Origin of the sequence: Staphylococcus sp. HMSC36A10 (assembly GCF_001838845.1) — a bacterium.
In the GTDB taxonomy this organism is placed as follows: domain Bacteria; phylum Bacillota; class Bacilli; order Staphylococcales; family Staphylococcaceae; genus Staphylococcus; species Staphylococcus aureus.
This window is the reverse complement of sequence record NZ_KV839088.1, coordinates 69595-84986: the sequence shown is the minus strand read 5'-3', so window position 1 is coordinate 84986 and position 15392 is coordinate 69595. Positions and strand designations below refer to the sequence as shown.

The following is a 15392-nucleotide window of genomic DNA, read 5'->3' as shown; positions in this document are numbered from 1 at the left end:
TGAAGGTGAAACGTATGTACAAAACAAAAGGTGGCTTTCAACTTACATTACAGACATTAAGTTTAGTGGTTGGGTTTATGGCTTGGAGTATAATTGCGCCATTAATGCCCTTTATTAAACAAGATGTCAATGTTACTGAAGGTCAAATATCAATCATTTTAGCGATACCAGTTATTTTGGGATCGGTGCTCCGTGTGCCATTTGGTTATCTAACAAACATTGTTGGCGCTAAATGGGTATTCTTTACTAGTTTTATCGTATTGTTATTCCCGATATTTTTCTTAAGCCAAGCACAAACACCGGGTATGTTAATGGCGTCAGGATTTTTCCTTGGTGTAGGTGGTGCAATTTTCTCAGTTGGTGTTACATCAGTTCCTAAATATTTCCCTAAAGAAAAAGTAGGTCTAGCAAATGGTATTTATGGTATGGGAAATATCGGTACAGCAGTTTCTTCATTTTTAGCACCGCCAATTGCGGGTATTATTGGTTGGCAAACAACTGTTAGAAGTTACTTAATTATTATCGCTTTATTTGCATTAATTATGTTTATATTTGGTGATACACAAGAACGTAAAATTAAAGTGCCATTAATGGCACAAATGAAAACATTATCTAAAAACTACAAATTATATTACTTAAGTTATTGGTATTTCATTACTTTTGGTGCTTTTGTAGCATTTGGTATTTTCTTACCTAACTACTTAGTAAATCATTTTGGAATTGACAAAGTAGATGCTGGTATTCGATCAGGTGTATTCATTGCGCTGGCAACATTCTTAAGACCAATAGGTGGCATTTTAGGTGATAAATTTAATGCAGTTAAAGTATTGATGATTGATTTTGTTGTTATGATTATCGGTGCCATTATTTTAGGTATTTCAGACCATATCGCATTATTCACTGTAGGCTGTTTAACAATAAGTATTTGTGCAGGTATTGGTAACGGCTTAATCTTCAAATTAGTACCATCCTACTTCTTAAATGAAGCGGGATCCGCAAATGGTATCGTATCAATGATGGGTGGTTTAGGAGGATTCTTCCCACCACTAGTAATCACGTACGTAGCTAATTTAACAGGATCAAGTCATTTAGCATTTATTTTCTTAGCGGTATTTGGATGTATTGCATTATTTACCATGCGTCATTTATACCAAAAAGAATATGGCTCATTGAAAAACGGTTGATATGTAATACATGACATTCATTTAGTTAAATACAAAGCCTTAATATCATGCGCAATATTCGTAGCATGACATTAAGGCTTTAGTAGTGTATTCATTTTAAATTTAACTATGAAATTGGAATAGATGTTGATGAAGTAGTTTCATTGCTTAGTTTGATTTTAGGCAAGGTAATGGTTAATAACCCATTTTCAAAACTAGCAGTAATATGTTGCTTATCAACAGCTTCAAAATCAAATTGACGCATTAATGATTCGAAGTTACGCTCATCTAAAATGAGTTGTTCAGATTTGTATTTTGCGCTTCTAGTAGCTTGAATAGTGAGCGTATTATTATTGAAATCGATACTAATATCTTCTTTATTTACACCTGCTAGTTCAGCTTCTAAGTAATATAATTCGTCTGTTTCATATATATTCGTTACAAATGAAGGTGTTGAAAAGTAATTAAATACTTGTTTACCTAAATCTTTAAATGTATCACTTGGATTACCGTTAAAAAAGTTTTGATTCTCGAATTGATTGAAGTTCAATATCATCACTTCCATTATAGAAATTTGTATTACAAAGCCATTATATGAGTAGTATTAAAAAAGTTAAAGTAAAAGGGGAGATAAAAAAGTAATAAATGGGTAGATTTGTGCCTGATAAGGAATCAGGGCAAAAGAACTGAGCATCGAGATTTATACAAGCAATAAAGATAATGAATAAACATAGCGATGCATACTTCTGCCCATCACCTTATGATAGGGAGTGATTTTTTGTCGGAATAGTCAAAATTTTTAGAAACAAAATTCCGCAAATTATTAATTATATCTGATGCTTCTCGTTCTGAAATGTTGAATTCATTAAAGACCTTAACAGAAATTTCAGCAAGAGGGCTTTTTATTGCTTTACCTTGTTCTGTTAGAGAAATTTGTAGGTTTCTTTCATCTTTCTCTTCACGTGTTCGAACAACGTAATCTTTCTTTTCTAATTTCTTTAGTAATGGTGTCAGTGTTCCAGAATCTAAGAATACACGTTCACCTAATTTTTTGATGTTAAGTTTTTCATCATTTTCAATCGCCATTAAAACAATGTAACCAGTATAGGTTAAATCATATTCCTTAAGATAGTTTGTGTATTTTTTAATTATTTCTTTTGAAGAAACATAAAATAAAAAACACAACTGTTTGCTAAGATAGCTGTTTTCTACATACATCCAATCACTCCTTGTTAAAATAAACAATATTATGAAGTGTAATAGTTGTCAAGTACTGATTTCATCGCAATTATTGAATTGTCTATAATTGAATTTAAATGTTAAATAATGCAAAATATATCGATATCTTAGTATTTTCATCGGTAATTACTGATATGACTGATTTTTTAAATTGAAAAAAATGTAATTGTATCATCCTTAATTGTTAAAAGTAGTCAATTATTTTGATAGATAGTAAAATAAAATTTGTTATTAAATTTTTTAAAAGCATCGTGTATGTAATTCGATTTCTATAATAATATTGAGAATAAAAAAATTTGTTACAATCTGGTAAAAACTCTTTATTAAATAAATTGATTCGTTCATACTGAATAGATAAGCAAAAAGGAGTTACATAATGAAGAAGAAAAAAAACGCGATTAAAGTTATCATTATATTATTTATTTCATTAATTGTTGCAGTAGCATTTTTCTTTGGTCTGAAAACATATCAAGGCCATAAGAATATTCAACTAATTGACAGTTACTTGGAAGAGAAAAATCTAAAAGATAAAATTAAATCAGAAAAAACAGAGTATAGTGCTAAAAAAGGTCTCTTCTATAAGGAAGTTACATTTAAAGATGAACCTGGTGTAACTTATGTTGTGCAACCAATCAGTACTAATAAAGGATTATTTGTTGAAGGCTTTGATACAGAGACTAAGAAAAGTTTGAAAACTGCAAAGCATAAATATTTTAATCAAAATTATAAACCATCAAAATAGTGTAACGTATAACTGGTGAAACAGTTTAGTGCCTTCAATTTTAATTATTTGAGGTAAACAGTTTTTGTATGGAAATTAGTGATTTTTGACATCTATAAAAGATAAATATTTTAATTTTTTATAGATAATTATCAATTTTCTGATATAATTGAGTGATGTCAGATGAAGGGGAGTTTGTACTATGGCTCTATTCAAGAGAAAAATTAGCCTACCTATGCAAGTTGTTATTGCATTAGTGTTAGGTGTTGTCGTAGGACTTTTATTATATGGACAAGAAAACGTAGCAAATTACATTAAACCATTTGGTGACGTATTTTTAAATTTAATTAAAATGATCGTTATACCAGTTGTATTTTGCTCACTAGCGCTTTCTATTTCGAACGTTGGGGAATCGAAAACTGTAGGGCGTTATGGCTGGAAAACAATTTTATACTTTGAAATTATTACAACAATCGCAATAGGTTTAGGGATTATCTTCGGTAACCTATTTAAACCAGGTGCTGGATTAGACCCAACAAAATTACCTAAAGGTGATATTTCTAAATATCAATCAACTGCACATGCAGCAGAACAATCTACATATGGAAATCATTTTATTGATACCATTGTACATATTATTCCGACAAACTTTTTTGAAGCTTTAAATAAGGGTGAATTATTACCTATTATCTTCTTCGCAGTATTCTTTGGATTAGGATTAGCTGCTGTAGGTAAAAAAGCAGAACCAGTTAAAGAATTTTTAAGCGGATCGCTTGAAGCTGTGTTCTGGATGATTAATAAAATTTTAAAATTAGCACCACTTGGAGTGTTTGCATTCATTTGTACTACAATTATTACATTTGGTGCATCCGCATTATTACCACTATTAAAATTAGTATTAGTTGTTGTCTTTGCAATGGTGTTCTTTGTATTCGCTATACTAGGACTAGTTGCATGGATGTGTGGTATTAATATCATGAATATTATTAGAATCTTGAAAAGTGAATTGCTTTTAGCATTTTCTACATCAAGTTCGGAAGCTGTACTTCCTGTAATGATGAAGAAAATGGAAAACTTCGGTTCTCCAAAAGAAATTACTTCTTTTGTTATACCAATTGGTTATACGTTTAACTTAGACGGATCAGCACTTTATCAATCTATTGCAGCATTATTCGTTGCACAGATGTATGGAATGCACTTAACATTATCAGAGCAAATTGTGTTGATGTTAACATTAATGATTACGTCTAAAGGTATGGCGGCAGTACCAGGAACTTCAATCGTTGTTTTATTAACAACATTAGGTGCCATGGGCTTACCGGCACAAGGTTTAGCATTAATTATTGGTGTTGACCGTATCTTAGATATGGTACGTACATGTGTAAACGTTATTGGTAACGCATTATCAACAATCGTTATAGCTAAATGGGAAAACGTATATGACAAAGCAAAAGGTCAAGAATATTTAAAATCAATTTAAAAAATACTATCTGACATTTAAAGCCCCTTACAACCTTTGGTTGTTAGGGGCTTTTATGCATGCGCTAAAGCGCAGGCGAACCGAAAATAGACTGACACAGTAATTCTTAAAAAGCAGCAGTAAGATGATTCCAAATTGGAAATCAACTTACCGCTGCTTTTACTCGTATATACCTTGATGGCAACTAAAATTTGTAATTTAAATTACAATTAGTGTTTCATGTGCATTTTGCCCATGTCATGAATTTTCATCATTAAACCGTGAGGGACGTCATCATGGTCAACTTTTTTAACTTTAACAATTTTATCTGAATCTGCTAATTTATAAACAATTACAAAATCACCTTTTTTAACTTTAACATCTGAATCTGAAGGTAATTTAACATTTTTTTCAATGCTTTCATCTTTTTCACTAATCATTTTTTCAATAGTAGTATTATCTTTCATAATTCCATAGTATGTATCTTTCTTTCCGCCAGTCATCATCATGATTACTAATACAATACATACAATTAACATGATGGCGATTAAACTAATACCAAGACCAAAACCTTTTTTCTTTTTCATGGTTCATCAATCTCCTTAAATGTAGTTAATTCTGTTATACCTAAAAGTGCAACAGTTTGCAAATGCAGTATTTATATTACATAAAATTAATTTAAAAAGACACACCCTAATCACGTTAAATGTGAATAAAGTGTGTCTAAAAAACAATACATTGCAAATTGAATTGTAAACATATTAAACACTTTAATTATAGCGAGTTATTTTAAGTATTTAACATTGTTATATCTAGAATTCATAAAAGTTATTTCCTATATATACTTTGTGTTATAAATCGATTTTGATAGGTGTATCTAATGATTTGTCATTCATCAATTTAACAGATTGTGGTGTCACCTTTAAAACACATAACTCTGGATCTTCTTTTGAACTGAAAAAGCTTTTATCTTGAGTCTCCCATAACCAATCGATTACTTTTTGATCAGTAACTACTTCTATCGTGGCTTCCATTTCAACGAAACTGCGATTTGTCGTATCATTGTAACCTAACAATACATAGGCTGCTGGGTTTTCTTTAATTTCTTTGACCTTAGCAGAATGGATATTCGTTTTAGTATATAAAGTAAGACCATCATTATAAAAGACCATATATCTACTATTAGGTTTGTTATTATATGCAGTTGATAATACACCAACTTTTGACGTTGCTAACACGTTTTCAATTGCTTGAATTGCTTGTGAGTTACTCATTACATATCATCTCCTTATGATATAAATAGCCTTTAACGTAAGAAACTAAACACAAGAGGACTGTTAGTATTTAGCTTGGTTTAAAGCAAATATATTTAACCTCGTCGTGATTTAACTTGAGTTCAAATGTACGACCAGTTTCTTCTTGAACTGCAAGCTCCGTTTTAGGGTAATTCGTTTTGTCTAATTCATCTAAAATTTCTTTTTCTATATAAACAAGTTGATCGCTTATTGGAAGCAAATGTTGAATTGAACCATGTTCATGATTCAATGTTTTAATAATCATCAAAGAGTCTTGAGGTAATTCATTATGGAAAATGAAATCTTGTTTTACGTCTGACATATATCGATCATTAATTTTATTGAATAATAAGAAATGGTAGTTATTATCTTTACGACTCAATACATAATTATTTGTAATTTCAATATCTTCATTAACAAAAGGTCTAAACATTTTATATAAATGCATTAATGGTAGGGGACTACCATATTTGTTGTACAAGGAAATATAATTTGAATGGTCATCTAATAATTGATAGCTAATGCCACCGCCATATCGTAATAATGCGATTAAGTGATACACTATGTCAGATAATTGAATTGGATTCTTACCATCATTAGTATATTTAAATCCGCTTACAGACAGGTTATTATATACAAATTGTGTTGATGATATACCTGAATCTAAAATAAATTTCTTATACTGTTCAAAATGAGTGTCAGTTTGATGATAGTGTTGGTTTTTAGTGATAAGATGTGTTGCAGTTTTTGAATTTTCAATATCAATAAAGTAATAATGGAATTTAAGACGCTGCATGACATCATAAACTTGTTCCACGGTTGAATAAGTTTCTAAAAAGCCATCGACTGTCACACTATATTTAATTTCTTTATTTTTGTTTTTAATTTTAAGATGACATAAATGAATTTCTTCTGCTGTCATAGAATTAGAGCAAAATACGAGCATAAATTTAACTAATTTCTTGCTTGTCTTATAGTCTTGATTGCCTTGTAAAAATGTGAGTATTAATTGCTTCATCGTTTCGAATTGTTGTGTTGATTTAATAGCGATTGCTAAACCTATATTTTTTTCGAAAAGCTTTTCAAAACATCTATTTAACAGGTTGTAATTCGTTTGGCTAATCTCAATATCGTGAATATCGTCAATGAAAACGACAGGTTTTGGTAAGTGCTCAAAGTTAATATCGTAATATTCATTGAAAATAAATTGAAATAGTTCATTGAAATTACTAAATCGAACAAATACTTTGGCACGCTGACTTCGATCTTTCGGATTAAAATCATCTATATGAATATCTGTTGTATTTGTAGCCAGTTGAGCTGTTAAATCAATTGTTGAAATTAACTCAGTGAATTGTGATACGTTATCTTGTTGGAAGTGTATTTGTGGTGGTTCAGTAATCTTGGAAACGAGTGAACGGAACTGTTTAGGACTAAAATGCAAGTAATTCTTAAATTGATTTGCAAAATTTGTATGACTGTTAAAACCGGCCAATTCAGAAACAGTTGTAATAGAATGTTTTGTAGAAAGTAATAAATTGATGGCGTTAACAAGTTTAATACTTGTAAAATAATCTTTAAAATTCATACTCAAATATCGAACAAAAAGATTAGAACAATATGATTCAGAGATGTTGCAATGCATCGCTATATCTTTTAAAGACAAGTGCGCATCAATATTGTCATGAATATAGTTTACACAGTCTATGAACACCGGATTGCTTAAAGCAATATTTGGTAAATATTCATGATCTATTCTTATAAAAGCTTCTTTAAGTAAAGTGTCTATAATACTTTGACCTATATTTTTCCCCATTAAAGAAGAACTTGTTGGTGTACTGATTAAATCGGCAATTAATGACTTAATATAATTACTTGATTGTAATAAATGACGATCTAAATAACCATTAAAGAAATCATCATCTTGTTGATAAAAATAAAAAACGGGTATCATTAATTCGATTATATTTTCGCCGTGGTTAATATTATAAATATCACCATGGTTAATTAAGATAATATAATTACTTACGTCTTTGGTTTCACCATTAATCGTAATATTGAGTTTACTTGTAAGTGAAAATAGCACCATAATATTATTAATATTACGACTTGGTATTGTCGATAATGTATGATGTATTTTAAGTTGGCATGTCATATTTCTCTCTCCTGCCTAATATATATTGAAATCTATCATTTAAATGTAAAACATGGAAATTTTTAAAATCATGGATAGTATACCTATTATAGTTGAATATTTTTGAAAAGGTAATAGTGAAAAATAAAAGAAATTAATGAAAACTCCTAGGAAAACGCTTGTTTTTATGAATTGTGCACAATATAAAAGTAAAATTAGAAAGATAGTAAGCAAAATTTGGAAATTTTCGATAGAGTCTAATTAAATTATTTGGTGCATAATTAATATAGATTTCAAACCTATGTATTTCAAAAAACAATACATAGCCATTTTGAACTAACTTGCTAATCTTTTATTGATATTCAACTATGTTATAAAAAAAGCAAATTGACCAAAATGGAAGTTTGAATCAAAAAACATTAAATGTACCCATGACTTAAATTTTATCGCCATTATTTAAGTTTGGACATACACTTTTGTCATCAAACGCTGAAAATTAGTACGATTGAAATCACTTCTTGTTATAAAAATTCTTAGTAGCCCTGTTACAAAATATTCGCTACAAATTATTCAAATCAACAACAATAACCATCAACTAAGAAATTTTAAACAATCTACTAAAAAATAAAGCGTTTAAAAGTTCTGTTTAGAAAACATCAAGATAAGTATAAACATCTAGAAAAGTGAACATCTAAGAAAATCCATCTAGTTATTGCCGTAACAATTAGAATAATCATTTGAAAAAGTGCATTAGACAACGAAATTCACCATCAAGATAATGAAGCAACAAGAAACAGCACACATCAATGAATTAACACCTTAGATTCATCATGAGAAAATGCATGGCACAACTAGATTTACCATCAAGATAATTCTTAAGCAGCAAAGAATTAACATCTAGAAATGCATAAACATCTTAGATTTTACATCAAGAGATGCGATAACTATAAACAACTAGAAACGTCACCAAGATAGTGCAACAACAAAGAATCAGCATCTTGAAATCGCACTAACATCTAAGAATCAACATCAAGTATTATATTAACATCATAGATAACTTCATCAAGACAGGCATCCACATCTAAGAAACTCATCTAGAATAGCTAACACCTAACATCAAAGAATATTCATCAAGAACAGTATCTAACAGAACTTTTTGACTATATATGAATTAATTATGTTACTAGCTAAATCATCTATTATTAACTTTCACACTCAATTTCTACATCTAATATCAATTTATTAACAATAGAATTAGCAGCAACAAGATATTACTTAAAATTACTCCCCCGAATTTAAAATATAAACAATGTAATAATTAAGGGTATAAATTGATTTATGCTGTAACTAATTAAATGTGTATGGTATCTTCTAACATCATGAAACGCATTTTAATATAGATATGTACATTTAAACCTTGAGAGATAGATTATAGTAAACTTTAGTACAAAGTATGAATTGCTGAACTCCAATGACTACTATTTGTCCGTTACAACTAAAGTTTCAATCTATCTCTTTCTTTTTGTGTTTAAAACACGACTTTGTAGTAAATATTGAACATCATATTTATTAGCAAGTTCTGCTAAAAAATCTAATAAAGTTTGGGTGTCGATTTTACTATTAATAAAATCAGCTTTAAGTAGTTTTGATTGTTTTCTTTCTTCTTCATTCGCACATTTTTTAAAATATCCCCACATATGATCAAAAGCATTACATACACTTCCTATACTCGGTTCAACTAACAAAGCATCATCAATCATTTGTTGGACTTGATGAAGTGATAAATCCGTTTTTAAAGCATTCCTTATCATTTGATAAGACTGTTGACTGTGTAACAATACATGATATTTTTCCTCACGCCAAAGCTGTTCGATATGGCCACGTTCTTTCATAAAATTACCTCCGATAATTAATGTTAATATACATGCATATAGTATAGCAATAAAAATGAATGCGCTATCAAAAATGGTGTAGGTGTTTATATAAAATGATAATAGAGTGTTGCAAATATTTTTGGAACCGGTTACAATAAAGTGGAATAAATGGAACCGGTTCTAATTAGGAGGCTAAATATATGAATTATAAGCAATCCGCAGAAGAAATTTTGAACGCGATAGGCGGAGAAGAGAATTTAGATGCAATGGCGCATTGTGCAACGAGACTACGATTAGTTTTAAATGATGAAAGTTTAGTAAATGAAGAGGCGCTAAACAATATGGATGTAGTTAAAGGGACGTTTTCTACTGGGGGACAATACCAAATTATTATTGGGTCTGGTACAGTCAATAAAGTATTTAGTGAACTGGAAAAATTAACTGGAAAAGAAGCATCAACCACTTCGGAAGTCAAAGCACAATCTGCTAAAAATATGAATCCGGTACAGCGATTTGTAAAAATGCTTTCAGATATCTTTGTTCCGATTATACCAGCCATCGTTGCTGGTGGTTTATTAATGGGGTTAAATAACATTTTGACTGCGAAAGATTTATTCTTTTCAGGTAAATCATTGATAGATGTATATAGTCAATTTGCTGGATTAGCTGAAATGATAAATGTTTTTGCGAATGCACCATTTACATTATTACCAATTTTAATTGGATTTAGTGCAGCAAAACGCTTTGGTGGCAATCCATTTTTAGGTGCTGCATTAGGTATGATACTAGTTCATCCATCGCTAATGAGCGCATACGATTTCCCAAAAGCAGTTGAAGCAGGTAAGGCTATTCCATATTGGGATGTTTTTGGTTTGCATATTAATCAAGTAGGTTATCAAGGACAAGTGTTACCTATGCTTGTAGCAGCTTATATCTTAGCCTCAATTGAAAAAGGGTTACGCAAAGTTATTCCAACGGTGTTAGATAATTTGTTAACACCATTGTTATCTATTTTTATAACAGCATTTCTAACATTTTCATTTGTAGGTCCAATCACTCGACAATTAGGTTACTGGTTATCAGATGGTTTAACATGGCTTTATGAATTTGGTGGTGCAATTGGTGGATTAATATTCGGATTATTGTATGCTCCGATTGTTATTACAGGTATGCATCATAGCTTTATAGCTGTAGAAACGACATTAATTGCAGATGCCACTAAAACGGGTGGATCATTTATATTCCCGATTGCGACAATGTCTAATGTTGCACAAGGTGGTGCAGCAATTGCAGCGTTCTTTATTATTAAACAAAATAAGAAGTTAAAAGGTGTGGCATCTGCCGCAGGTATTTCAGCATTACTTGGTATTACAGAACCGGCTATGTTTGGTGTTAACTTAAAACTAAGATATCCATTTATTGGCGCTATCGTTGGATCAGGTATTGGTTCAGCATATATTGCTTTCTTCAAGGTTAAAGCAATCGCATTAGGAACTGCTGGATTGCCAGGATTTATTTCAATCAATCCAGTACATGCAGGATGGTTACACTACTTTGTTGGTATGACAATATCATTCATCATTGCTATAACAGTTACTTTAATTTTATCTAAAAGAAAAGCAAATAAAGAAGTTGTAGAATAAAAAAGAGGTATGGCAGTAATCAAAGTATCAGTCATTGCAAATGCAATAGGATGAAACTTTAAGCTGTCATACCTTTTAATTTAGTTATAATTTCTGTTTACGCCATAAGAAAATACTAACAATTACGACAAGAATTAATGAAATACCTACCACAATAATCCAAGATATATAACTATGGTCATCAATTGGCAACGGCACATTCATACCGAAGAAACTAAATACGAGTGTTGGTAACGTTAATAGTACCGTGAAAAGTGTTAATGTCTTCATAATCGTATTCATATCATTAGATAATAAGGAAGCATATGATGTTGTGATACTTTCTAAGATACGTTGATGTAATTCTGTTGTTTCGATGGCTTGGTTATTTTCAATGATTAAATCTTCTAGTAATTCTTCATCTTCTTCAAAACGTTTAATTGCAGGTAAACGGAATAACTTTTTAATAATTGTATCGTTACCTTTTAAGGCAGCTAAAAAGTATACTAAACTTTTTTCAACTTCCATTAATTTGAAAAGTTGTTTGTTAGTAATGTTATTTTTTAGTTCTTTCTCAATACGAATTCTACTTTTATTAAGTAATCGTAAGTTACGATTATAATGGTCGGCAATAGTAGTTAAAATTTCTAATGCAAATCTGCTGTGAAATTTTAAATTAATATCACGCTTAGGTAAATTTTCTAAAAATTCATTTTCAGCGTCACAAACTGTTACGATAATACCGTTGCCAATAATAATGCCTAATGGAATCGTTACAAAAGATAGAACGCTACGATTAGTTGAATTGACGATAGGTAAATCAATAATGATTAATGAGTAACCAGTATCTTCGTCATATTCAATACGGGAACTTTCTTCTGAGTCCAAAGGGTCACGTATAAAGTCTTCAGGTATATTATATTGTTCCATAAGATTTTCAATTTCTTCTCGGTCTGGTTCTACTACATTAATCCATGACGCTGTATGATCTAATGGTGTTTTTATAATATGTTTATCTATATCTTCAGAATGTCTGAATGAAGTAATCATGATATATAGTTCCTTTCTAAAGGATTTAGGAAAAGCGAGTATTACTTAAGTTAGTGAATCAAGGTTTGATTTATGCAAACGGTTTTCTGCCATTATTCTTAATGGACCATTAAAAATAATATTATGCACATGTTTAGCTAATTCATCAACTGAAATGGGCTGTTTGTCCATTACCCAGTATTTAATAATTGAAATTGTTGCTCCGGAAACGTAACTGTAAAAATACATCTCTGGAATGCCTCCGATAGAATGATTGATACTAATATAACGTTGCATATTATTTTTAATATGTTCGTTGATTTTCAATTCTAATTGACTCGTGCGTTCCAATTGTAAAATAGTATGATAAAACTCTAAATTATCATGAATATGTTGGAAAATATTTTTGAGTATATTATTTACAAAAGTATTCGCAATGTCTTCAATTGAAGAACCGCGTAACAAATCAAATTGAGTATATGTCGTTAGTTCTGAAATATACTCATCTTCCATATCTGCGAGTAACATATATTTATCCTCGTAATGTAAGTAAAATGTTCCTCTATTGATATCGGCGCGTGTTGTTATGTCGCGAATGGTAATCTTTTCTAAATCTTTTTCTTGTAGTAATTTAGTGAACGCTTGTTTAATGGAGGACTTTGTCTTTCTAATTCGCCTATCTTCTTTCAAAAATAAATCAACCTCCTCGTGTTATTGAACAATGTGGGTGTATTTGTCTATTAATAAACGTATTGATGAACATTGTGTATTGTTTATTCCCACTTACATATTATAATAGACAACATGCGAAATATTCAACACATTGTCTAATAAGGAGGTAATTAATAAAATGAATATATTTAAAAATAAATTATTATGGATTGCACCAATAGCAACTATGATTATCTTGGTAATCTTTTCTTTAGCTTTTTATCCTGCATATAATCCTAAACCAAAAGATTTACCAATTGGTATATTAAACGAGGATAAAGGTATAACGATTCAAGATAAAAATGTTAACATTGGTAAAAAATTAGAGGATAAATTATTAGATAGTGATTCTAATAAAATTAAATGGGTTAAGGTTGATAGTGAAAAAGACCTTGAAAAAGATTTGAAAGATCAAAAAATCTTTGGAGTAGCTATTATTGATAAAGACTTTTCAAAAGATGCTATGAGTAAAACACAAAAAGTAGTTATGGATAGTAAAAAAGAAGAAATGCAACAAAAAGTTGCTTCAGGTGAAATTCCGCCACAAGTGGTTCAACAAATGAAACAAAAAATGGGGAATCAACAAGTAGAGGTTAAGCAGGCTAAATTTAAAACGATTGTAAGTGAAGGATCAAGCTTACAAGGTTCACAAATTGCATCAGCTGTATTAACTGGTATGGGTGATAATATTAATGCTCAAATTACGAAGCAAAGTTTGGAAACATTAACGAGTCAAAATGTTAAAGTCAATGCCGCGGACATCAATGGTTTGACGAATCCAGTAAAAGTGGATAATGAAAAACTTAATAAAGTTAAAGATCACCAAGCAGGTGGTAATGCACCATTCCTAATGTTTATGCCAATTTGGATAGGTTCAATCGTAACGTCTATCTTATTGTTCTTTGCATTTAGAACTAGTAACAATATCGTCGTGCAACATCGTATCATTGCTTCAATTGGACAGATGATATTTGCAGTTGTTGCAGCATTTGCAGGTAGCTTTGTTTATATTTATTTCATGCAAGGCGTTCAAGGATTTGATTTTGACCATCCAAATCGTATCGCAATTTTTGTAGCATTTGCGATTCTTGGTTTCGTGGGCCTTATTTTAGGTGTTATGGTATGGCTAGGTATGAAGTCAGTTCCAATTTTCTTCATTTTAATGTTCTTTAGTATGCAACTTGTAACGTTACCTAAACAAATGTTGCCTGAAAGTTATCAAAAATATGTATATGATTGGAATCCATTCACACACTATGCAACAAGTGTAAGAGAACTATTATACTTGAATCATCATATTGAATTAAATAGTACAATGTGGATGTTTATAGGGTTTATGATTTTTGGCGCTGTATCAAGTTTAGTTTCAGCTATTGTTAGAAAACATAGCACAAAACGTACTGAAGTGCCGTCATAATTTAATAAATAGAAATAATAGCTATACAAGACGTTTGTAGCGAGCGTCATGGTATAGCTATTTTATTTGTATAGCGCTTGATGTAAAGTTATTTTAGCTGTCATACTATGTGCTAAACCAAATTCAGTTGTGTCATATCTTCGCTTTTTTGTCACTGTTATAATAGGTATAATCGGATATAATGAAAAGGTGAGGGAGGATTCAAAATGCGTAGGTTATTATATTCATTTCTTTTTTATATGATCATAGGTTTATTTAGTGGCTTTTTCTATAGAGAGCTAACAAAAGCATATGATTTTACTGGTACAACACAATTATCACTTGTACACACACATACACTTATTTTAGGTATGTTTATGTTTTTAATATTATTACCATTGGAGAAGTTATTTAAATTATCAAGTTACTACTTATTTAACTGGTTCTTCTATGTATATAACATAGGTGTTATCGTTACTATAGGTATGATGGTGACAAAAGGATTCTTCCAAGTCACTGGTAAATCATACTCTCCAGAAGCATTTGCAGGCTTTGCAGGTATTGGGCACACAGGTATGCTTGCAGGTTTATTGTTGCTATTTTTCCTTTTAAGACAAGCAATTCTTAAAGAACCACGTGATGAGTCTTTTAAAAAATAATATAACTAGAACTAAAAAATATACACATCTTTCAAAGGAACATTGTTGTTTCTTACTTTGAAAGGTGTGTTTTTATATTGTGATGGGATA

The 15392-nt window shown here is 30.4% G+C and carries 14 protein-coding genes; 6 read left to right on the top strand and 8 right to left on the bottom strand.

The window, feature by feature from the left end:
* Positions 1–14: 14 nt before the first annotated feature.
* A complete protein-coding gene (locus HMPREF3247_RS04225) occupies positions 15–1184 on the top strand; it encodes a nitrate/nitrite transporter (protein ID WP_000278558.1) in 1170 nt (389 codons plus the stop codon).
* Between the two features lie 106 nt (positions 1185–1290).
* On the opposite strand, the gene HMPREF3247_RS04220 is transcribed toward HMPREF3247_RS04225, so the two are convergent.
* Both HMPREF3247_RS04220 and HMPREF3247_RS04215 read right to left on the bottom strand, forming a co-directional pair.
* Positions 1291–1719, bottom strand: coding sequence for an Hsp20/alpha crystallin family protein (locus tag HMPREF3247_RS04220; protein WP_072467485.1), 429 nt, complete (start codon positions 1717–1719; stop codon positions 1291–1293).
* Positions 1720–1916: 197 nt separating this feature from the next.
* Positions 1917–2381 (bottom strand): MarR family winged helix-turn-helix transcriptional regulator, encoded by a 465-nt coding sequence (locus tag HMPREF3247_RS04215; RefSeq protein WP_070866190.1) that lies wholly within the window; start codon positions 2379–2381, stop codon positions 1917–1919.
* Positions 2382–2778: 397 nt separating this feature from the next.
* Here HMPREF3247_RS04215 and HMPREF3247_RS04210 point away from each other — a divergent pair, with 397 nt between their 5' ends.
* Together HMPREF3247_RS04210 and HMPREF3247_RS04205 are read left to right on the top strand one after the other, a co-directional pair.
* A complete protein-coding gene (locus tag HMPREF3247_RS04210) occupies positions 2779–3144 on the top strand; it encodes a DUF3139 domain-containing protein (protein WP_000727537.1) in 366 nt (121 codons plus the stop codon).
* Between the two features lie 181 nt (positions 3145–3325).
* Positions 3326–4603: a cation:dicarboxylate symporter family transporter gene (locus tag HMPREF3247_RS04205; protein WP_001173165.1), complete on the top strand. Its 1278-nt coding sequence runs from the start codon at positions 3326–3328 to the stop codon at positions 4601–4603.
* A gap of 209 nt (positions 4604–4812) precedes the next feature.
* Here HMPREF3247_RS04205 and HMPREF3247_RS04200 read toward each other — a convergent pair whose 3' ends face one another.
* The 4 genes from HMPREF3247_RS04200 to HMPREF3247_RS04185 all read right to left on the bottom strand — a co-directional run bounded on the left by HMPREF3247_RS04200 (position 4813) and on the right by HMPREF3247_RS04185 (position 9903).
* A complete protein-coding gene (locus HMPREF3247_RS04200; RefSeq protein ID WP_000727328.1) occupies positions 4813–5169 on the bottom strand; it encodes a DUF4889 domain-containing protein in 357 nt (118 codons plus the stop codon).
* 264 nt (positions 5170–5433) lie between these two features.
* Positions 5434–5856 carry a pyridoxamine 5'-phosphate oxidase family protein gene (locus HMPREF3247_RS04195; RefSeq protein ID WP_000071908.1) on the bottom strand — a complete coding sequence of 141 codons (423 nt, stop codon included), beginning with the start codon at positions 5854–5856 and terminating at the stop codon, positions 5434–5436.
* Positions 5857–5926: 70 nt separating this feature from the next.
* Positions 5927–8032: an AraC family transcriptional regulator Rsp gene (gene rsp / locus HMPREF3247_RS04190; RefSeq protein ID WP_000128366.1), complete on the bottom strand. Its 2106-nt coding sequence runs from the start codon at positions 8030–8032 to the stop codon at positions 5927–5929.
* Between the two features lie 1487 nt (positions 8033–9519).
* Positions 9520–9903 (bottom strand): YbgA family protein, encoded by a 384-nt coding sequence (locus HMPREF3247_RS04185; RefSeq protein WP_064129933.1) that lies wholly within the window; start codon positions 9901–9903, stop codon positions 9520–9522.
* Between the two features lie 182 nt (positions 9904–10085).
* On the opposite strand from HMPREF3247_RS04185, the gene HMPREF3247_RS04180 reads away from it, so the two are divergent.
* A complete protein-coding gene (locus tag HMPREF3247_RS04180) occupies positions 10086–11528 on the top strand; it encodes a sucrose-specific PTS transporter subunit IIBC (RefSeq protein WP_001108130.1) in 1443 nt (480 codons plus the stop codon).
* A gap of 84 nt (positions 11529–11612) precedes the next feature.
* Here the strand turns inward: HMPREF3247_RS04180 and HMPREF3247_RS04175 are convergent, their stop codons facing one another.
* Together HMPREF3247_RS04175 and HMPREF3247_RS04170 are read right to left on the bottom strand one after the other, a co-directional pair.
* Positions 11613–12557, bottom strand: a complete 945-nt coding sequence (locus HMPREF3247_RS04175; RefSeq protein WP_000633068.1) for a magnesium transporter CorA family protein — start codon at positions 12555–12557, stop codon at positions 11613–11615.
* A gap of 45 nt (positions 12558–12602) precedes the next feature.
* A complete protein-coding gene (locus tag HMPREF3247_RS04170; RefSeq protein ID WP_000656766.1) occupies positions 12603–13226 on the bottom strand; it encodes a TetR/AcrR family transcriptional regulator in 624 nt (207 codons plus the stop codon).
* A 160-nt stretch (positions 13227–13386) separates the two neighbouring features.
* Here HMPREF3247_RS04170 and HMPREF3247_RS04165 point away from each other — a divergent pair, with 160 nt between their 5' ends.
* Positions 13387–14664: a YhgE/Pip domain-containing protein gene (locus HMPREF3247_RS04165; protein WP_001020005.1), complete on the top strand. Its 1278-nt coding sequence runs from the start codon at positions 13387–13389 to the stop codon at positions 14662–14664.
* A gap of 206 nt (positions 14665–14870) precedes the next feature.
* On the top strand, positions 14871–15302 hold the full coding sequence (locus tag HMPREF3247_RS04155) for a DUF2871 domain-containing protein (RefSeq protein ID WP_001253464.1): 432 nt from the start codon (positions 14871–14873) through the stop codon (positions 15300–15302).
* The last annotated feature ends 90 nt before the right edge of the window (positions 15303–15392 follow it).